This window comes from Allomuricauda sp. CP2A (genome assembly GCF_001683915.1).
Lineage (GTDB): Bacteria > Bacteroidota > Bacteroidia > Flavobacteriales > Flavobacteriaceae > Flagellimonas.
In genome coordinates this window covers 16,175-37,119 of record NZ_LXTT01000143.1, presented here as the reverse complement: position 1 = coordinate 37,119, position 20,945 = coordinate 16,175, and the positions used below count along the sequence as shown (strand labels likewise).

At 43.7% G+C, this 20,945-nt stretch carries 17 protein-coding genes; 2 read left to right on the top strand and 15 right to left on the bottom strand.

Annotated features, from left to right (window positions below; genetic code table 11):
• Positions 1-73 precede the first annotated feature (73 nt).
• From A7D14_RS17195 to A7D14_RS17140, 12 genes are all read right to left on the bottom strand, one after another.
• Positions 74-2,233, bottom strand: coding sequence for a TonB-dependent receptor (locus A7D14_RS17195; RefSeq protein ID WP_067037375.1), 2,160 nt, complete (start codon positions 2,231-2,233; stop codon positions 74-76).
• A 128-nt stretch (positions 2,234-2,361) separates the two neighbouring features.
• A complete protein-coding gene (locus tag A7D14_RS17190) occupies positions 2,362-2,724 on the bottom strand; it encodes a transmembrane 220 family protein (RefSeq protein WP_067037373.1) in 363 nt (120 codons plus the stop codon).
• Positions 2,725-2,726: 2 nt separating this feature from the next.
• A complete protein-coding gene (locus A7D14_RS17185; protein ID WP_067037371.1) occupies positions 2,727-4,100 on the bottom strand; it encodes an alkaline phosphatase family protein in 1,374 nt (457 codons plus the stop codon).
• Positions 4,097-5,287, bottom strand: coding sequence for a metabolite traffic protein EboE (gene eboE / locus A7D14_RS17180; RefSeq protein ID WP_067037369.1), 1,191 nt, complete (start codon positions 5,285-5,287; stop codon positions 4,097-4,099). Before eboE ends, A7D14_RS17185 begins: the two co-directional genes overlap by 4 nt.
• Positions 5,284-6,453: a 3-dehydroquinate synthase gene (locus tag A7D14_RS17175; RefSeq protein ID WP_067037367.1), complete on the bottom strand. Its 1,170-nt coding sequence runs from the start codon at positions 6,451-6,453 to the stop codon at positions 5,284-5,286. Before A7D14_RS17175 ends, eboE begins: the two co-directional genes overlap by 4 nt.
• Positions 6,454-6,456: 3 nt before the next feature.
• A complete protein-coding gene (gene eboC / locus A7D14_RS17170) occupies positions 6,457-7,356 on the bottom strand; it encodes a UbiA-like protein EboC (protein WP_067037364.1) in 900 nt (299 codons plus the stop codon).
• Positions 7,356-8,264: a TatD family hydrolase gene (locus A7D14_RS17165; protein ID WP_083158145.1), complete on the bottom strand. Its 909-nt coding sequence runs from the start codon at positions 8,262-8,264 to the stop codon at positions 7,356-7,358. The genes eboC and A7D14_RS17165 overlap by 1 nt, the downstream gene beginning before the upstream one ends.
• A 4-nt stretch (positions 8,265-8,268) precedes the next feature.
• Complete coding sequence (locus A7D14_RS17160; protein ID WP_067037360.1) at positions 8,269-9,114, bottom strand: EboA domain-containing protein; 846 nt, start codon at positions 9,112-9,114, stop codon at positions 8,269-8,271.
• Between the two features lie 288 nt (positions 9,115-9,402).
• Complete coding sequence (locus tag A7D14_RS17155; protein ID WP_067037444.1) at positions 9,403-11,664, bottom strand: xanthine dehydrogenase family protein molybdopterin-binding subunit; 2,262 nt, start codon at positions 11,662-11,664, stop codon at positions 9,403-9,405.
• Positions 11,665-11,684: 20 nt separating this feature from the next.
• Complete coding sequence (locus A7D14_RS17150) at positions 11,685-12,146, bottom strand: (2Fe-2S)-binding protein (protein WP_067037358.1); 462 nt, start codon at positions 12,144-12,146, stop codon at positions 11,685-11,687.
• 64 nt (positions 12,147-12,210) lie between these two features.
• Positions 12,211-12,663: a nuclear transport factor 2 family protein gene (locus tag A7D14_RS17145; protein ID WP_141673434.1), complete on the bottom strand. Its 453-nt coding sequence runs from the start codon at positions 12,661-12,663 to the stop codon at positions 12,211-12,213.
• A 15-nt stretch (positions 12,664-12,678) separates the two neighbouring features.
• Positions 12,679-13,131, bottom strand: coding sequence for a nuclear transport factor 2 family protein (locus tag A7D14_RS17140; RefSeq protein WP_067037438.1), 453 nt, complete (start codon positions 13,129-13,131; stop codon positions 12,679-12,681).
• Positions 13,132-13,299: 168 nt separating this feature from the next.
• Between A7D14_RS17140 and A7D14_RS17135 the strand changes: the two genes are divergently transcribed.
• Positions 13,300-14,211: a helix-turn-helix domain-containing protein gene (locus A7D14_RS17135; RefSeq protein WP_067037436.1), complete on the top strand. Its 912-nt coding sequence runs from the start codon at positions 13,300-13,302 to the stop codon at positions 14,209-14,211.
• A gap of 20 nt (positions 14,212-14,231) precedes the next feature.
• Positions 14,232-14,660, top strand: a complete 429-nt coding sequence (locus A7D14_RS17130) for a putative quinol monooxygenase (RefSeq protein WP_067037356.1) — start codon at positions 14,232-14,234, stop codon at positions 14,658-14,660.
• A 183-nt stretch (positions 14,661-14,843) separates the two neighbouring features.
• On the opposite strand, the gene A7D14_RS17125 is transcribed toward A7D14_RS17130, so the two are convergent.
• From A7D14_RS17125 to A7D14_RS17115, 3 genes are read right to left on the bottom strand one after another with little or no spacing between them, the layout of a single operon-like run.
• Positions 14,844-17,558 carry an alpha/beta hydrolase-fold protein gene (locus A7D14_RS17125; RefSeq protein ID WP_083158144.1) on the bottom strand — a complete coding sequence of 905 codons (2,715 nt, stop codon included), beginning with the start codon at positions 17,556-17,558 and terminating at the stop codon, positions 14,844-14,846.
• 32 nt (positions 17,559-17,590) lie between these two features.
• Positions 17,591-19,339 (bottom strand): glycoside hydrolase family 43 protein, encoded by a 1,749-nt coding sequence (locus A7D14_RS17120; RefSeq protein WP_067037354.1) that lies wholly within the window; start codon positions 19,337-19,339, stop codon positions 17,591-17,593.
• 27 nt (positions 19,340-19,366) lie between these two features.
• Positions 19,367-20,926, bottom strand: a complete 1,560-nt coding sequence (locus A7D14_RS17115) for a carboxylesterase/lipase family protein (protein ID WP_067037352.1) — start codon at positions 20,924-20,926, stop codon at positions 19,367-19,369.
• Positions 20,927-20,945: the final 19 nt, after the last annotated feature.

Below are 20,945 nucleotides of genomic sequence, written 5' to 3'. Positions count from 1 at the left end.
ATTCAAAGATGTAGTACTGAGCACTTTTTTGAAATCTTAGCTTACCGAGTTGTGAAGTTTTACAGATGAATTGTCAAAGATTGTCCAATTGGTTGCTTTTCGTATTGGTGCTGATGGTCCAAAAGAACCCCACAAAAAAGAAACTGTCCGCCGGGGGTGTAATTTCCCTTCGGGGATAAAAGCCGCCATCATTGGGGACATTGGCATATTGATAGTTGCTCACATTGTTAAAGCCCAAGACATTGCTCACCGAAAAGAAGAGTATTTTTTGCTGGTCAATCAGATAGGCCATATTAAGGCTTAGGTTGTTATAGGGTTTGGTTTTCCCATCCATAAAATTCTTGGAATTGGGATTGTTATAAGGCCTTCCCGAGCCAAAGGAATAGGAAACCCCCACTTGGCTGCGTAGTTTTTCAACCCAATATTTGGTGACGATTGAAAAATTGTGCTTCGGGGCAAAATTTGGTGTTGCGGTTTCGGTAAAATTTCGATAGTCTCGTTTGGTATTCAAATAACTGTACGATACCCAGTAGTCAAGGTTGCTGATGCTCTTATTATCCCTCCAGAAAACATCGATGCCCGTGGCGTAGCCCTTTCCCAAATTGGAATATTCCGAATTGAAGCTTGGAAGTTCCGTATCAAACTTTACCAAGTCATCATAATCTTTGTAATACGCCTCCGCCCTAAATGTCTTACCATTATCCAGGTATTGGTAATTTAGAATGTAGTGCGATGTTTTTTCCAAATCCAAGCTTTGATCAAACTTGATGGACTCGGTCAACGGTTTTTGATAAAAATCGCCATAAGCCAATGAAAACTGACCATTTTCACTGGATTTATAGGCCAAGGACAATCGCGGCGAAATGGAAAACTGATCCAGCACATTCGAGTGTTCCGCCCTGGCTCCTAATTTTAGTGCCAAATTCTGGCTGAAAAATAGATCTCCCTCCAAAAAACCGGCTACCAACACATCATCATAGCCACCATCAAAGGTAAATCCATCTGGGTCTTGATAGGTTTCATCGTATTTTGTACTGAATAATTCGACCCCCGTGTTCAACTCAAATCGGTTGGAAAATCCTTTTTTGACCTTGACTTTTATGTGCGAATTGACTTCTTCGGTATCTATGGCATCTTCGATAATTGCAATCTCATTTACATCATTTGAAACACTGGCTCCTGAAAAAAGGCTCCAATTGTTCCCGAAAAAGTGTTTGTACGATGTGTTGAAATACAGATTCCGATTCTTAAGTTGAAAACGGACCAAATCCTCAAAATTGATGTCTTCTTGGTTGATATCCAGCGTTGCTTGGTTAAATCCCGTATAAAACTTAAACATACTCCGGTCTCCTTTGACCCTAAAAACACCCTCACCCGAAATGGATTCATAAGGGTCGTTCCATTCCATTCCTTGAGTGGAGGGAATCAAGGCTTCATAGGGGGCAAGGTTGATATAGCTGGTATTTATGCTCAAAGAGGTATTGCCCCAAATCTCGGTATGCCCCACTCCACTTCCTACGGACATCACTTGAATATCGGTCTTTTCCTCATCGGGTTCATCCGTAGTGTTCAACAACAAAACACTGGAAAGGGCCTGACCGTATTCCGCTGAATATCCGCCAGTGCTGAATGTAATGCCCTTGAACAAAAATGGGGAAAAACGGCCCCGGGTAGGGACATTGTTGGTGGTGGCATTGAAAGGCTGGAACACCCGAAGCCCATCGATGAACACCTGGGTCTCTTCCGCACTGCCCCCACGAACAAACAAGCGACCATCTTCGTTGACCGTTGTTGTACCGGGCAAGGTTTGCAAGGCCGCCACAAAATCACCTGCCGCTCCGGCTGTGGTGACAATGTCCAATGGTTTCAAGACGGATACTTTCGAATTGTCACCGGCTTCAAAGGTTCCTGCGGAAAGGGTTACCCCAGTCAGCTGATTGATGGCCTCGGTCAGTCTTATTTTAAGGTTTTTCAAATAGGAAACCTCCCCCACCTCATAATGAGGGTCATACGCTATTGCTGAAATAACAAGGGTTTGTGTACCGGTTTCAGAAGTTTGGAAATTAAAATTGCCCTCTTCGTCTGTTGAGGTGCCATCATACGTGCCTTCTAAATAGACATTGGCCCCAACAATGGGATTGCCAGATTTGTCAATGACATTGCCGCTTATGGTTTCTTGGGCCGAAGATGTCCCCATAAGGGCTAAAAATAGGACCAGTAAAAACGATTTCATTGCTGTTTGCTTTTTGGTTGATGCCCAAAAATCTTACAGCTAGCCAAAAAGGCACAAAAAGAATAACCGAACTGTTATTTTCGGTTTATGAACCGTAGTATGCTACTTGCTCCTCTCCTAAAAATGGTTTAGACTTTCGATTTATTCAGGAAACGGGTTCTCAATCCATACACCAACATCACGATTGCTGCAATCAAAGATCCCAAGGATTCCCTTCCTTCTTCAATATTTACAGTTTTCATTCCGTGGTCCAACTGGACGCCTTCATAGGTTTCTGGCCAATAGATTACGAACAGCACCAAAAAGAAGGCCATGAGAATGAAGTAGATAACTGATTTTAGTTTTTTCAACAGGAATAAAACGGAAGCTACTGCTGCCGTCAAATAAATCAATATCCATTTGAGTGCATCTGGATCATTGAACTGTACCACGATGGCATACCCGAACAAAAGCGCAAAAACAACTGCAAAAATTTTGAAAAACGTTTCCATATTTATTGAATTACATGATTTTTTAGCACTCCGTAAACTTCTGTGGCAAGCAATTCTTGTTGGGGCAGATTGCTTTCACTATTGGTCACTAAAATGGGCCAATCTTCCTTGTCCTCTGGAATTCTTCCGTGAGACCCTCTCACCAATTCAGCCTTTAAGGGAATTACATCCATAACCGTTCTAAAGCCCAGTTTCTTTTTTAAGAGTTTCCATATCACCTTGGGCATAACCAATTTATCCGAGGGGTCAGTAAACATTTCTACGGGGTCGTAACCCGGTTTTTTGTGGATATCCACCATACGGGCATAATCGGGCGCCACGGCGTCATCTTCCCAAAAATAATAGGTGAACCAACTATCCTTATCTGCCACAAGCACAAAATCGCCTGCTCGCTCGTGATCTATATGATGGGCTTCCCGTTCGTTCTTTGGGATAACTTTTTCAATTCCAGGAATTGTTTTTAGGTATTCATGTAGCTTCTCATAATCCGTGGAATCTTTGGCATAAACGTGCGCTATTTGATGATCGGCAACCGCAAAAGCTTTGCTTGCGCCTGCATCCAAAAGTTCCAGTCCTCTTTCAATCCGAATCCCCAAATACCCTTTCTTTCTTAAATAACGGTTAATGTGGATGGGGTTGGACACGTTGGTGATGCCATACTCTGACAACAAAACAATATTGGCTGATTGTGCTTCATAATACTCCACCAAATCCTTGACCACAGCATCAATCTCGTTCAAATCCTTTTGGAGGATATCAAAGTCCAGTCCATGGCGTTGGGTGTTATAATCCAAGTGGGGCAAATAGACCAAGGTCAGGGTCGGATTGTTTTCCTTATCCATTTCCATCGCGGCATCGGCAATCCATCTACTGGATGCTATGGATGTTTTGGGTCCCCAAAATTTAAACAATGGGAAGGTCCCTAATTTTGCTTGAAGCATATCCCGCAAGTTGGTCGGATAGGTGTATATGTCCGGGATTTTTCTACCATCCGCCAGATAATTGGGGCGTGGCGTGGCGCTAAAATCCACAGTGCTGTACATATTGTACCACCAGAACATATTGGCACAGGTAAAATCTGGATGCATCGCTTTCAATTCATCCCAAATTTTGTTGGATTGCACCAAGGGATTTCCCTGCCGCCAAAATTTGACTTCCAATTCTTCTTTAAAGAACCATCCATTCCCGACAATACCGTGTTCTGTTGGCCACTTGCCCGTTAGGTAAGTACTTTGTGCCGAACAGGTGACAGCTGGCAAAACAGGCTTCACTACGCTGCCCTTCCCTTTTTCCAGAAAAGTTTTTATAAAGGGGGTGTGTTTGCCAATCAACCTATTGGTAAGTCCCACAATGTTGATTACAACGGTCTTCTTCATTTTAATCTTGATTTCATCCAGTCCAGTTCCCGGGCAATGGACTCTGTAATCGGCACTTTGAGTTCATTGGGCAAAACATCCCAGGTATAGGTTTCCACCTCAATATGATTGCTTACAAAATTGTTCTCCAAATAATCCAATACTTTTACAATCTGATCTTGCGTGGATTGAAGCAACCCATAATCCTTCAAAAATATGGGCACGTGAAAATGGGAACGCAACTCTTTAAAAGGTGCTTTTTTTTCCAAAACAATGGGCAAATCGTTATATGTTTTCACTTTTCCATCCACTATTTCCGTAACCTGATGCAAATACACGGACTCGTTGAATTGGGCCAAGGTGTTCCACAACTCCTCTTCCTTATCGTTGTCATACATTATTTTGAGGGCCGCACTCACTTGAATCTTACCTACATAAATGTTAGCCGCCTTGAACTTTTCAAAAGTCAAATTTGGGGCTTCATAGGCCAATGCGAAATGACACACATCATAACATACCGTAATATATCTTTTGAGCAGTTCCTCTGTTTTTTCCGCACTGAATTGAAACGGTTCAAAAGCCTTGATGGCCTCGGGAACCAAATAATCTTGGTAGTAATCAATTACTTCTTGGGTGTTTTCCAAAAAACCGTCGGGTTCTGGTTCCACATCCAAATGCATGTACCTGCCCGATGCTTTTTCTATTTTGTAGAGTTCCAACGCCACCTTGACCATATTTTCTGCTCCTTTGGCAAAGGCTTGTCGTTTTTTAGATTCACTATCAAACCAATGCTTATAGGAAACGGGGGATGTAGAAATACCACATTCCATGCCTTCTGGGGCCAAAAAGTCCAATTGTTTGAACAATCGCAAGGTATACTCCAACCGTTCATTTGTGGTCCAATCGGGCACATGAACTTGGTCTTTTACGGGTTCTCCATGGAAATTCCCGTAGGGAAATCCGTTCATCGTAAAAACGTAACAGTCATTTTCGGATAGCCAATCTTTGAAGCCCTGAAGCTGCCCATCGTCCAGTTCCAAACTGGCCGTGTTGCCCAATCGAAGCCCCAAACCAAACGCCTTGTTTGGAGAAACGGATTTCTTGATTTTTGGTAAATGTTGCTTTAGGCTGGTAAAGGTTTCTTCCCAATCTCCACCTGCGTGGATATTGGTGCAATAGGTCAGGTGATATTTGTCCTTGATCCTCATAGAGAGTTTTGCGGCTTGTACATAAAGCTTCGCACTGCTTTTTCCATTAATTTATAGTCGATACTGTGGACATCTGTTTTGGTTCCGATTTTGGGAATTAAGGGAATGGTAAGTTCGCCTCCCAAATGCTCCCGGAACTCTTCGATTCCGTTGAGGAGTTCTTTGATTTCTGCATCTTTTTCCAAAGGAACCTCCAAGTTAAAGCCTACTTTTCTCATGACCGAAAGCACTCGCTCCAAATCATCTTGTAACACACCGACCAAACTGGAGTACACCATGTCTATGGCCATACCTATCGCCACTGCTTCACCGTGTCTGAGGCTGTACCCTGTCATATATTCCAATTTGTGGGCCGACCAATGGCCAAAATCCAAAGGTCTGGAAGAACCATTTTCAAAAGGATCACCACCTTTGGCTATATGCTCCATATGCAATTCTGCGCAACGGTGAATCAGATAGGCCATGGGCTCCATTTCCCGGTTGGCCAGTGCTTCTGCATTGGATTCGATGTATTCAAAGAATTGTTTGTCCTTGATCAAGGCCACTTTGATGGCCTCTGCTACTCCCGCCACCCAGTCACGCTGTTCCAAGGTCTTTATAAACTCCAAGTCGTTGATGATAGCGTAGGGAACCGAAAAAGTACCCAAGAAGTTTTTCTTATCAAAAGCATTTACGCTATTCTTTACCCCTACCGCCGCATCGTTTTGAGCCAAAACGGTGGTTGGAATTCGGATGAGTTGTACCCCCCTATGAGCAATAGTGGCGGCATAACCCACCATATCAACTATTGCACCACCTCCAATAGCTACCACAAATGAATGTCTACAAATAGCATTATCATTGATGGCTTTAAGGCATTTGTCCAAGCTGGACTGGTCTTTTTTACTCTGTTCCCCACCTGGAACGGCGATAAGTTCAGTAAATTGGATTTGATTCTTGAAGTGATTGCAGTATTCTTCGATTTCCTTTCCTAGATTCGGATGATGGTCCAACACTCCTTGATCTACCACGAAAAGACATTTGATAGCATGGTTTGGGCGATAGTCGGCCAGTACATTTTTGAACAAAGGATTCTTTACCGCAAATAAATGCTGGGTAAAAAGCAATTGATATGTATACCGTACTTGAAACTCTTGTCGAATCGTAGGTAGCGTATTTTTATTCATAAGCTAGGTAACTGCAAATTGTTTGGCCAAATACATGGATAATGGCAACAGTAAGAGCATCAATACTCCTATAATTAAATTGGCGTGTGCAACCGCCATAGCGGCATCCAACAAAATTATGGACAGCACACCGGACTTTACAGCCTTCTTTATATTTTCTGGTGTATTATGTTGATATGCCTTGATCAAAGGTTTAAAAACCATAAAAGCAAAAAGCCCCAAAAACAATAGATACCAAAGGTCGCCATTTGCATACACTTGATGCAAATAAAACACGCCCGACAGTACTGCAACGTACAACAAACCCGCTAGCAGTATATTGCCCTTGTTCTTTCCGTGCACCTCTCCCCTGCTGATCATGGTCACGGCAAAAATAAATACGATGGGAACCAAAACATAGGGCCAGTTTTCCATTGAATTCAGTAAAGATATACCCATTAAAAGGTTAAGTCCCCTACAAACACCCATATTGAGCGGACCAAAAAATGCATGATGTTTTGCAAATTTGTCATAGGTCAAAATGGCCAAAGCCAAAAAAATGGAAATGATACCACTATCAATATTGGCCAAAAAAGCAAAGTAAATCCCCACCAAAAGCAAACCAAAACCAAATGACCTCGCTTTGCCCAACGGAACTATCCCACTTGGAATTGGCCTTTCGGGACGCTCCACTTTATCAATTTCAATATCAAAAACATCGTTGAGTACCACACCGCCAGCATATAAAAACACAGAGGCCATGATCAACATAAAAGCTGGATAAAAATCAACTGCCGGTATATCAAAAGCGTCCAATCCAGCAAATAAACCTGCAATGGATATTCCTGCTAAAATATCGGCTGCTGCTGTTGGTAGATTGGCAGGCCTGCACAGTTGAAGATATGCCTTTACACGTGGCCCCATTAAACGATGTTGTTGTCCTCTACCTTTGGCTCCTGACCACGAAGTACACTATTGTCATTAAATAGTTTTCTTTGGTCGATGGCCTCTGGATTCAACCAATGCTCTTCTTTCATTTTTCCAGACCTACCAAAAAAGTCCAAAGCATTTTGGTAGCACGTTTTAACCACATCTTCACGGGAAACTCCGTTTTGAAGCATCAAATTTGCTGTCTTTGGAACAGCCAATGGGTCGCTTACGCCCCAATCGGCAGAGCTATCCACGATAATATTGTCGCTACCGAACTTTTTCACCACTTCTACCATTCGTTGGTTGCCCATTTTGGTTTTTGGGTAAATTGTGAATGCCGCAATAAAACCTCGGTCCAGCACATCCTTAACGGTTTCTTCGTTGTTGTGATCTATCACCACCATTCCCGGGTCTATACCATGTTCCAGACAGACTTCCATACTTTTGATGGTTCCTGCTTTTTTATCCCTGTGCGGGGTATGTACCTGAACCATCATGTTAAAGGCCTTGGCCAGTTCCAATTGCTCCCGGAAGAAGCGGTCTTCGGCCTCAGTTTGGTCATCGTAACCGATCTCACCAATGGCCACAACGTTCTCTTTATGTAAATACAGTGGCAACAATTCCATCACCTCTTCGGCCAAGGGCACATTGTTGGCTTCTTTTGAATTGAGCCCGATTGTACAGTAGTGTTTTATCCCAAACTGTGAGGCCCTGAACGGCTCCCATCCCACAAGACTGCTAAAATAGTCTTGAAATGAGCCTACCTGAGTCCTAGGCTGACCCAACCAAAAAGATGGCTCTATCAAAGCCACAACCCCAGCCGCTGCCATGGCCTCATAATCATCGGTTGTTCTTGAGGTCATGTGAACGTGCGGGTCTATTATCATTAATGTATCATCCATGATCTTATAAATTTTTCCAGGTTATTTCACCCTTTTCTACTTTTTGTAGGTGGGTATCATAGGTTTTGAGTAATTTTTTCGCTTCATCAGAGTTTGAATGGAAACAAACCAAGGTTGCTGCCTTTTGTTCCCTTTCCGTATCACTTTTAAACAAACGTTCTATGTCATCAATTAGATTACCTTCCAGAAAATTGGATACGGGTCGCCAAAACATCGGGTCAATAACTCTGGAAGCGGCCCATCTTTCATGTGCATAATCGGAGATAATCCGCGCCAAATCCTTGTTGGCCATTTTCTCAACTTTAGGTATCTTCTTCAAATCTTGCTGCATAAAAGCGGCCTTGAGATACATTTGGTTCCACTCAGCCGTCGTAAAATATTGGGATGGGTATGGATTGTATTGGGATATGGCATTAAAAACCGTGGCGATGTTGGTCCGTAGTGCTTCTACGGCAGCAAACTTGAAGCTTTCTGGTTCTGGCAACAAAACCAAATATTTTAGAAAGGTTTCCAATTCGGTTTTATCCGCAACCTGAATCAATTGCTGTACGGGTTGTAAAAATTCTCCGCTAGCTTCCAGCACGGAAGAAAGCACAAATATTCTGGAAATCTCCAAGGTCGATGCCTTTTGAGTCTCCAAATAGCTTTTCCATTCGTACTCCTGAGGGCCGAAATCGGTAATGGGCGTATCTTGGATTTTGGTAGTGCACAGACTATAGGTAATATAAAGATCTTTTCGGCTTTTGGCTTTTGAGATTTGCACCACAGCACCTGTCAACCATTGGAATTCTAATTCGTTTAAATTTAATTGCAGAATATCGGAGAGATAATCTTTAGAGGTTTTGGCCATAAGATATAGACTAGAATCTGTTGGTTTTACAAATATAACGAGGGTTCAGCGAATTTATTTAATCCCTTCAATTTATCTTTGCCCAAAATTTGCAGTCCAAAGTCTTTTCGGATATGTTCAGTAAAATCAGGGATAGACGGTGTCTTTATGTTTGTTTTGATTCAAAAGAGCATGCCAAGGTTTGACCCCTCATCTATTTAATTTTAGCTAAACAACCCGTAAAAAAGCCAGAATGTTGTAGTTATGATGGTGTTTCCAGATTCCGATTTCAATTAAAAACCTTAAATATCAGCCCACCAATGGCGGCCTGTCCGAAATAAAAGGCTGCTTGTAGTACCTTCTACCTGTGGCTTTGTAAAGCGCATTGGCCAATGCCCCAAAGACTGGGGGGAAAGGTGGCTCTCCCAGACCCGTAGGGTCTATTTTATTTTGAACAAAGTGCACTTCTATGTTTTTTGGTGCCTCAGTATGACGAACAATGCGGTAGCGATCAAAATTGTGTTGTTGTGGTTGACCATCCCTAAATGTTAATTCACCATACATGGCATTGCCAATACCGTCAATTATGGCACCTTCGGCCATATTTGCTGCTGCATCAGGATTGATGACGATACCACAATCTATTGCACACACTACGTTTGTTACTTTAGGCTGACCATCCTCCAAAACAATATCCAACACATGGGCAGCATAACTGTTATGACAAAAGTATGCCGACACCCCTCTATGCACACCCGAAGGGGTTTGGCCCCAATTCGATTTCTCTCGGACCAGTTTCAAAACACCTGCCAAGCGGTCTGGATCATAGTCATTTTCTTCACCCACAGGGTTGCTTTTGGCTCTTTCCAACAATTCCAGCCGGAAATCAATCGGGTCTTTTCCCGCTGCTTCGGCCACTTCGTCCAAGAACGATTGTTCCGCCCCGGCCATAAAGTTCGAGCGGGGCGCCCTAAATGCACCAATGGTGATATTGGAATTGATTTCCCATTGTTGTGCCAAATAATTATCGACGGCCCCGGCGGGGAAACGGTTGGCAAAAAGAGGGGTTTCGGGAATTCCACCGGCTTTGACATGAAAGGCCACCAAATTGTTCTTTTCATCCAGGGCGGCTTTATATGATGCCATGTAGGATGGACGGTAAATCCCACAGCTCATATCATCTTCCCTGGTATAGACCAATTTTACAGGAGCTTTTGCCTCTCTGGATATCAATGCGGCTTCCACGGCATAGTGCCCATAAGCTCGTCTCCCAAATCCCCCACCCATTCGAGTGAGTTCAATGTCAATTTTTTCCACAGGTATGCCCAATCTAGCTGCAACGGTTGGAGCAGTTAAAACTGGAGCTTGTAAAGGACCTGCTAGTTTTGCCCCTTCGTCGGTCACATGAGCAAAAAAGTTCATGGGTTCCATGCAGTTGTGTGCCAGGAACGGACAGCTATAGGAACGCTCAATGGTCTTTGCGGCGATTTTGAACACTTCCTCTGGATTACCGTCCTTGCGGGTAGTGGTCGCTGACTTTGCCGCCATTTCATTCATTTGGGCATAGTGGTCTTCCGTACTCTCCAGACCGCTGGGGACATCAACCTCCATTTCGGTACCGAACCGATCCATTTTAAACTTGGAATCTGCAATAGGTTCCCATTCGACCTCCAATTGTTTTTTGGCGTTCATGACCTCCCATGTAGATTTGCCCACAATGGCAACCAGATCCGTAAACGCATTGGTATCGAAATAACCCCGGGTGAAGCTGTCTTCCAGTGTCTTTATTTTAAACACATCCACAATCCCCGGCATGGTTTTGATTTGGGAACCATCAAAAGATTTTAGTTGCAGGCCAAATGCTGGAGGATGTACCACCATGGCCGTTAAAGCTCCATCAAACTGATAGTCAATGCCAAACAAGGGCTTTCCGGTGACAATTTTATGGTTTTCAACACTTTTTTTGGATGTTCCGATAATGGTAAAATCCTTGACCTCCTTCAAGGGCACTTCTTCTGGCACTTCCAAATTGGCCGCTATGGATGCCATTTCTCCAAACCCTGCAGATTTGTTGGTAGCGGTATGACTTAAAACACCTTTGGCAACTGTGATTTCAGCAACGGGCACTTGCCAGGTTTGGGCAGCAGCCTCTTTCAACATTTGTTTTGCGGTGGCCCCGGCCATACGCAATCCTTCCCACCTTCTTCGGATACCTTGGCTACCTCCGGTAAACTGCCAACCGTAGTCCTCTTGGTCAAAATTAGCCTGCTCCACCAAAACATTTTTCCAATCAACATCGAGTTCATCGGCCACGATCATGGGCATGGAGGTGATCACCCCTTGGCCAAATTCAGGATTCGGAGCCATAATGGTTACCAATCCATTATCACCGATTTTCAGATAGGCATTGATTTCAAACCACTCCTCGGGCATTTCGAGGGCGGCCAGTTTTTCGGCATCCTTGGACTTACAGGAGTTCAATATGCTAAAACCAAGTACCAGCCCTCCACTGGCCAAACTGGTGTTCCGTATAAATGCCCTTCTTCCTATTTGTGTTTTAATCAGTGTCATGTTATCTTTTTTGGGTTGATTCAAGAATTGTTTTCCGCAGCCAATTTCACGGCTTTTTTGATCCGTAAATACGTCCCGCAACGGCAGATGTTGCCGTTCATGGCCATTTCAATCTCCTCATCCGTTGGATCGGGGTTTTTCTTCAACAGGGCGGATGCCGTCATGATTTGTCCTGCCTGACAATAGCCACATTGTGGCACATCAACCTCCAACCAGGCTCTTTGTACGGGATGGTCCCCATCTTCCGAAAGCCCTTCGATAGTGGTGATCTCTTGGTTACCCACGGAAGAAACGGTCAACATGCAGGAACGTGTTGCGATATCCCCAAGATGCACGGTACAGGCCCCACATTGGGCGATACCACAGCCATACTTGGTCCCGACCAAATTCAAATGGTCTCGCAATACCCAGAGCAAGGGGGTGTTGGGATCTACATCCACTTCAATATTCTTCCCGTTAATTTTTAGATTGAAAGCTGCCATGATGAAGTTTTATTCTTATTAAAGTTATTAAAATATCTTCTTGATTTTAAGGTGTTTGAAGACATTAACGTTCTGGCTCAAGCAACTTGCTAAAGGTCAGATCCGCCAATTTCCATGTATTATCCTCTTTTGTATAGACCTCCGTCACCATAAATGGGTTGCTTACCTCGTTTGGTCCCACAACGGCCAAAAGCGTAATCCGGTTCCAAAGAATTGCAGTATTATCATTGAGTACCTCCACCATGACCTCATGGACATCGGCCTTTTTATAATGGATGAAGCCTTCCCTGATAATATCCACTTCCCGCTCCTTGCCCCAAGTACCGCCCATATGGACAAACTTGGCCTTGTCATGGAAAAGTTCGACAAGCTTATCGGCATTTTTGTTAGCCATCCATTGCCATTTTTGTTTGGAGAGCTCCGTGATTTCCTGTTCAATATCCGTTGATTGTGCCAAGACTGTATGGGCATTGATAAGGACAAGTAAAAAGCTAAAAATCGTTGTTTTTATATTCATTTTTCATCTGATTTGTCAGTGTTCTATTTTGTGCGTATCACGTACACTGCTAAAGGTGAGATCCAACAGTTTCCAATCATCGCCTTCTTTTTTGTAGAATTCGGTCACTGTAAACTCATTTGATACGTCACTGCCACGAACATGGGCCATGAGGGTAATGCGGTTCCAAAGTACAGCGGTATCATCACCAAAAACCTCAACGGCCACATCATGTACATCCGCTTGCTTGTACCAAATACTTCCGTTTTCAATGATTTCTAGTTCCCTGTCCTTTTTCCAAGAACCGCTCATGTGCACAAATTTGGCTTTGTCATGAAAAAGAGTTGCCAATTCGTCCACATTTTTATCGGCCATCCATTGCCATTTCTTTTGTGAAAGTTCTCTTATTTCTTTTTCAACCGAAGCGTTTTGGGCAGAAATTGGAGCAGCAATAAAAAGTGTAACTATTCCAAGGATCAATTTTTTCATATTATCAAGTTTTAATGAAAAGTGCATATTTCTTCAAAAATACAATCCTTAAATACCAATGTACCTACCCATATTACGGGTTTACCTACCCTATTTACGGATTTTGGGGTTGTTGTTTTACAAACTGACTATCAATGCCTTATCTTTAACATTAAATTGTGTGGGTTCATGAAAAACAGGAAGGACATCAATACCGTAGGTGATTATCTGGCAATACGAAAACAGGAGGTCTTACATCCGTTGGTGGGCATTGTTGATTTTGAGCATGTGGTTGATGAAGGAAAAATGATTCCGACCTATAATGCCATGCATTTTAATTGCTATGCCATTTTCTTGAAGGATGCAAAGGGTTGTAAGCTTAAATATGGTGGTAAGCCGTATGATTATGACGAAGGAACCCTTGTTTTTGTGGCACCGAACCAAACTTTGGAATTAGGGGGGTATGAGCCTGATTACGTACCCAAAGGGTATGCTATCTTATTTCATCCTGATATTTTGTTGGGCACCAGTTTAGCTAAAAAGATGCATAGCTATAGTTTTTTCTCCTATTCAAGTACCGAAGCACTGCACCTCTCTGCAAAAGAGAGGAAGATTCTATTGAGTTTGGTTGAAAAAATACAGTTCGAGTTGGAACAAAACCTGGATAAGCACAGTAAAAAATTGATTGTGTCCAATATTGAGCTGTTTTTGGATTATTGCCTCCGGTTTTATGACCGACAGTTTCTTACCAGGGAAACCATGCATCAAAGTTCCCTCCAAAAGTTTGATGTTCTTTTGAATGAATATTTGAGTTCGGACAAACCCAAGGTGATCGGCCTTCCCTCTGTCTCCTATTTTGCGGAACAATTGCATTTATCCCCCAACTATTTTGGTGATTTGGTGAAAAAGGAAACCGGCTATTCCGCGCAGGAATACATCCAGAACAAACTTATTGATGTAGCCAAGGAAAAGGTGTTCGACCCCAGTAAATCGGTCAGTGAGATTGCCTATGAACTCGGTTTCAAATATCCGCAACACTTTAGCCGGCTTTTTAAACAACGGGTGGGGCATACACCCAATGCGTTTAGGATGTTGAATTGATCGGAACAATAGTATACGACATGAATAACTATTTATCAAAGCTTGTCTTCTTGGTAATTCCATTGATTTTTATCTCATGCAACAAGAAGAATGTAAATTCAAAACATACTGCATATGGGAATATGATGGTCCGTATGGCCGAAATTGAGGTAGAACCTGAATTTATGGAAGATTATTTGGCAATTCTCAAAGTAGAATCGGAAGCTTCGGTTAGGTTGGAACCCGGTGTCATTTGTATTTATCCCATGTATCAACAAGACCATCCAAATCAAATCAAGCTTTTGGAAATTTATGCCGATAAAGAAGCTTACAAATCACATTTACAAACTCCACACTTCAAGCATTATAAAAAAACTACTTTGCACATGGTCAAATCATTACAATTGCTGGATATGAAGGCCATTGACCCAGAGACAATGCCAAAAATATTTTTAAAACTGACCCGGTGACTCCTATATCTTTCTACTTTTGGGTGGTAAAGGGTATCTCCCCCTGAGAAGTTTTTGGCTATAAAGGGCTGATAAATGTGACGTTCACATACACCCCCGTCAGCCACTCCGTTTATGACCTGGGTTTCAGTTATGGATTGACCAAAAAACGGCTCAACAGCTTAATGTTTTACCTCATCCTTATTATTCAGCAAAGAGCAATTGCGCAAAATTATATAGGTCATGGCGCCAAACAGGCCACGTATGGCCTCCAGGGTATTCGCTATAATCGTACTCAATGCCCATTTCATCAAATTTTCTCATCATCACCTGACAGTTTTTATAGGCAATGTCCTCTGGACCTCCCATTGAAATAAAGAAATTTTTGAGGTTGTTGTTTATGGTAGCTACATTGTCTTGCATGTACTCATACTGTAGCCCCGATAATTCATCATTGTTGGCGAACCAGCCCGAACTGAACACCCCTAAATGGGAAAACATATCCGTATTGTGAACCCCGGCATGCAAGGTTTGCAAACCACCCATCGACAGTCCGGCCAAAGCCCTGTTCTTGGCACCGGTCTTTACCCGATACTTTTGCTCAACAAAGGGGATTGCCCCTTGTTTGAGCTCATTCTCAAAGGCCACAAGTGCATTTTCATTGAATCCAGCAACTCCACCAGGACTGGAGACATTACCGTCCAACATAGCTATGATCATGGGTTCAGCTTTGTTTTCAGCAATCAGATTATCCAAAATTAAGTTTGTTTTGCCCTGATTGGCCCAACCGCGTTGGTCTTCCCCGCCTCCATGCAAAAGGTAAAGTACGGGATAGTCTTCCGAAGAGTTGTCATACCCTGGCGGGGTATAGACGTACATTTCGCGCCATGTACCCGAGGCCGCTGAAAAATATTTATTGATTCTGATATCACCATGGGGCACCTCCTTCAGGCTATAATAGCCATCTCCCTTAAACGGAATCTCAATACCACTTGCCATGCGTCCCATACCATAAAATGTCTCACTGGCGGGGTCCGCCACAGCAACACCATCAATAAGTAAGGAATAATAATGAAACCCTTCGCTGATGGAGTCGGTGGTTACCGTCCAGAATCCTTCATCATCGATTTCCATATCGTATTTTTTACCGAGGTCTATCTGTAGCTGTTTTGCTTCAGGGGCCTTTGTCTTAAAAATCACCCTACTATCGGGTAGAATTTGCGGATATTGGGCGCGCCTTACATTGGTACTGGCCGGCATTCCCAAAACACTGTATTTATTGAGAATCGATTTATCCACGGGTTTAAAAAGCAATTGCGAGAACATATAAAGGTCATTTTTCCATACCTCAAAATCATGTCCTCCGGGTTCCACGTAGAAAATATGGGGCACATCGTGATCTCGGAGATAATCGCTGGTCCGTTTGCTAAAAGGCATCAAGCCATCTGCATCCCCGCAGGAAATCCAAAGTAATTCCAATGTTTTGGCTTTTTCAGGGTCTGGAAGCAATTCTTGGGGCACTTTGGTATTGGGAGCAGATGAAAATGCCCCGACCCAAGCAAATGTATCCAAATTGCCAAGACCAAAATTCAAGGTCTGTCCGCCACCCATGGAAAGCCCGGATATCGCCCTATGTTCCCTATCCTTGTATACCTTAAAATTCTTCTCAATAAATGGGATCAAATCGTTTAAAAGGTCATTTTCAAAAGTAGCGAACGCCTCTACCCTTTCCTTACTGAAAATATTTCCCTCCACCCGGTCATTCTTCATGGCCCGTCCATTGGGCATCACCACAATCATTGGTTCCAATTTTCCGTCTGCATACAGGTTGTCAAATATTACTTGCGGAGTGCCGTGGGTAAGCCATTCCTTTTCGTCACCCCCTATACCGTGCAATAGGTACAACACCGGATATCTTTTTGATTTGCTAAAACCCGGAGGTGTATAAATCATTGCCTTTCGCTCGGTGCCCACGGTCTTTGACCTGTACATTATACTGTCTATTCTACCTTTTGGTATTCCATTTCTAACTGTATCAAATCCTTCGGGAGCATGTTTTTGGGCTACCGGGTCATTAGCTTGATTGCGCAGCACATTGAGCAGCTTTATGGCATATCTTCTGCCAAGCATGCGATACCCTTCAGCATTAAAATGAAGGTTGTCCTTGGCGTCAGGACATCCTTTAGAGGAAACGATATGCGCATTGGGAATGGTTTCTGGCAATGTGGCCACAATTTTGTTCATGCTGGCACATATTCCTCCCTGATCTGCGTGTACCATTTCCCCGGCAAGCAAAGGCGTTTTTGAGGCCTCTAAATCCAAATCTTCAAGAATGTTGTCATACACTATTTTGACTTTTTTGGGCCAAAGGGTGTCCCCAGTGTTTGATTCTCCCTGATGCAATAGAATTCCCTTGATCACACCGTCTTTTTGGGCAATCTTTGCCATTTCAACAAGGCGACCATATGGATTGCCATCATATTCCGCCACCATGTTCTTTAACCAATCCGGTGCGGTTGACACGTATTCCTTGTAATTGTCTTTGTCAAAAAGTTCAATTTTACAGCCCCCTACAGCCACGTTGATCACACCAACTTTTATGCTGTCCGGAAGTTTTTCCACCAGTGTCCTTCCAAAATAATCAGTGGGGGTCAATCCTGTTTTACACCTACTTAAGGGAGGTACTGCGGTGTACCATTTTCCCTTTTCCCTATTCAGGTCAGGACAGTCAACTGCTTGCAATACCTTAAAACGGTCATTTATGTCAACGGTGTCCTGTGCCTCTATTCGGGCGTTCCCTTCCATATTTGACTGCCCCAAGCTTAAATAAATATGAAAATTGGGGTCCTGTGCCATAATGTTTCCGGTGCACATGAGCATTGCCGCCAACATACAAAAGTGTATCACTGATTTTTTCATGGGTCTATTTTTTCCTGATGGTTTGGTTGTTGTTATTGTGGTACGATGTCATTCGCCTTAGTGGCATACAGCCCCAAAAGAGCACCGGTAAATCCACCGGCCACATCGGTGGAAAGTATATCGCCCGAAACCACTCCACCGACTGTTGTGAATTCAGTGCCATCTGCCGAGTAGGCAAACTCATACTTATCACCATTTGCCTTTATTTGAAGATGTATAGGTGCTTTAAGGTCTACTTTTTCACTTGCAATAATCTCTGAAACGGTTCCACCCCTACGATTGGGCCGTGCGTTTTTCTCCAGCACCAAAAAATAATCATCTCCTTTCTTGGTCACCCCAAATACATAATTGGAGCCTTCATTCTGAAAGGCGGTCACACCAGCCAAATCAGTTTCAGATTTGGGTTGATACTCCAGGGTGGTTGTAAAGGAAAAACTATCGTGTTGCTGACGATAGAAAAGGGTCGATGTGGGTTTTAATTCTTCTATGTGGGTATCGAATGGGGTAATCTCCAAACCTTTTTTGGTTTGCTTCATAAAAGCTTCACGGGGTCCACGAAGACCTATCCATCTATAATCCAGCTTTTCTGAAGAGAAATTTTCGGTATAGGTAAAGTTTCCATTGGGAAAGAACCCTTCCTGTCCCATTTTGTTCTCGACCCCTTCGGGCATCTTCAGCTTTGGCTCCATGGGGATCAATCCGTTTTCAAAAACGGGAAACGTACCCGACCAATCCACGGGCAAAATAAACGTTTCCCTTCCCGTGTTCACCCTATTCTCCTCGTTGGGCCTAACCGCCAGAAAAACACCGTAATATTTATCATCTGGTCCCAAGACCAAATCGGCATGGCCTGCCCAATCCACTTTGTTCTCTCTTTCCTTGGGAAAATAGCGCTGGGTAAGGATGGGATTGCTCGGAGCGGGCACAAAAGGGCCTGTGGGACTGTCACTGATAAAAATCACTTCACTGTGCCATCCCCCTGTGCCACCCTCAGCGCACATGAGGTAATATTTTCCATCTTTTTTATAAATATGTGGTGCTTCAATCCAGATGGGCTTATCGGCCAAATCCACCCCTCCATCAACGATGATTTTATCGGTACCGGAAATGACTTGGTCCTTTTCCACATCATATTCCCAAATTTTGATGACCCTGTGTCCGCTGTAGAGTTCCTTGCCCTCGTCTGGAGCATCATTATGCACTACATAGGCTTTCCCATCATCATCAAAAAACAGTGATGGGTCAATACCATTGAATTTCAGGTGGTACGGATCGCTCCAACCTGCCTTGGGGTCTTTGGTCTTCACCACAATGTTCCCCGCTCCCCCGGCAAAGGCGGTAGTGATCATATAGAAGGTATCATTGTTTGGGTTATAGGTGATCCCTGGGGCATATACCCCTTGACTTATTCCTGTATCATGGACATCCAATTGCGAAACCCGATCCAGCACATGGCCAATCTGGGTCCAGTTCACCAAATCCTTGGAATGAAAAATAGGCACTCCCGGAAACATGGCAAATGAGGAACATACCAAATAGTAATCGTCTCCCTTTCTGGTGATGGCCGGATCGGGGTAACAGCCCTGAAGGATGGGGTTATAGAACTCATCAGCTTCCAAGGGATAATCCTTATACACTTGATCATTGCCCTGGTACACCACTTTTGTGAACACGGGTGTATTCTTTGGGGCCGGATAATCATGGTTTTCGATACCGTTGAAACCTACCAGCGCAAATAACGCTAGAAGAATGGTCATTAAAGGGATGTTCTTTTTATTCATTATATACTTTTTAAATTTTTTAAATCACTACTTGGCCCACTCCTTTCCTTCGGGCGTTCTCCTCCATTCAAAATAATTGTCAAGGACTTCCAGGGAAGCCTCACTGGGAACAGTTCCAATAACTGGTTTTTGCCGAAAATACATGACTTCCTTGGTTTCATTGTTGAAAGCTGGCCAATTGGGCACTCCTTCGCCATTGGGGTCCCCATATTTGGTAAAATTGGTCCAATACGTCCCCATGGCTTCTGAAATTTCCGTATCCGATTCACTTATGTCAGGGTTATCCAGATTAAGGAAGACGTAAGCGACTTCTTGGCCGTGAGGCGACCCGTATCCATAGTTGGGAGAATCCTCGGGGTAGTCTGGATGTTGGTCAAAATAATAATAAAACACCTTTGAATCCCCGGTTTTGGCCTGAAGCCTCGCCCAACTCCACGTTTGCCATCCAAAGGCGGCATCACGGGCCAAATCGCGGGCCGTCTTGGTCACCGCATTCTCTTCCAAAGGATATGCTGTTAAAAGGGAGTCTGCGTAAGGCCCATACCGAAGATGCACACTCTCTGTATGCTTTTCCGGGTCTTTTTCCCGAGAAAAACTGGCTCCTTCATCAGAATTGTAACCGATCAATACCGGCACATCATTGTACTTGCCCGATTCATAAAGCACAAATTGATCATCTGGAATTACATAGCCGTCAATAATGGGCCATGCGCCTCCCATCCCCATTCCCATGGGAAGTTTTTCCGCAGGAATGTCCCTTAAATCTTCCAAACTGGATGCTCCTGCTTTTTCTGCATAGGAAACTCCATCTTGTTCTGCCACATCCAAGGTTTTCATATTTTCACCCGGATAGGTTGTTGGCCTTGGCGGCCCGAATGAACCCCCACTTTGGGAAATAGCTCCATGAAACAGTCCTTTGGCCAATGGAGAAGCGCATAACATGCTGACGGCGATACCTCCCGCCGACTCTCCAAAAATGGTGACTTTGCCCGGGTCGCCACCAAAGGCTGAAATGTTTTCCTGTATCCATTGCAGTCCGGCAATCATATCCAACAAGCCATAGTTTCCAGAAACATTGTTGGGATTCTCTGCACTTAATTCAGGATGCGCCAAAAAGCCCAATTGGCCCACCCGGTAGGGAATACTGACCAGTACCACCCCTTTTTTGGCCAAATTGGTGCCATCATACACGGGTTCTGAAGTTGACCCAAAACTAAACCCACCTCCATAGATCCAAACCAAAACCGGAATTTTTTCGTCCGGGGATTTTGCCGGACTCCAGATATTAAGATACAGACAGTCCTCGCTTTTTCCTGAAGGCGGATTTCCTCCCTGCATGGGAGCAGGTCCAAATTCGGTGGTCTGCTTTACGCCTTCCCATTCATCGGCGGGTTCTGGGGCCTTCCACCTGAGGTCTCCCACCGGAGGTGCGGCAAATGGAATTCCCTTAAATACGGTCAAGTCGTCTTCAATGGTTCCTTGTACTATTCCATGCTTAATCTTTACCTGGCCGGGTTCCAATGGTTTGGTGCAGGAACCCAGAGAAATTATGGCTAATGAAAACAATACTAAACTTATATTCTTCATCACTAATGTTTTGGGTTGG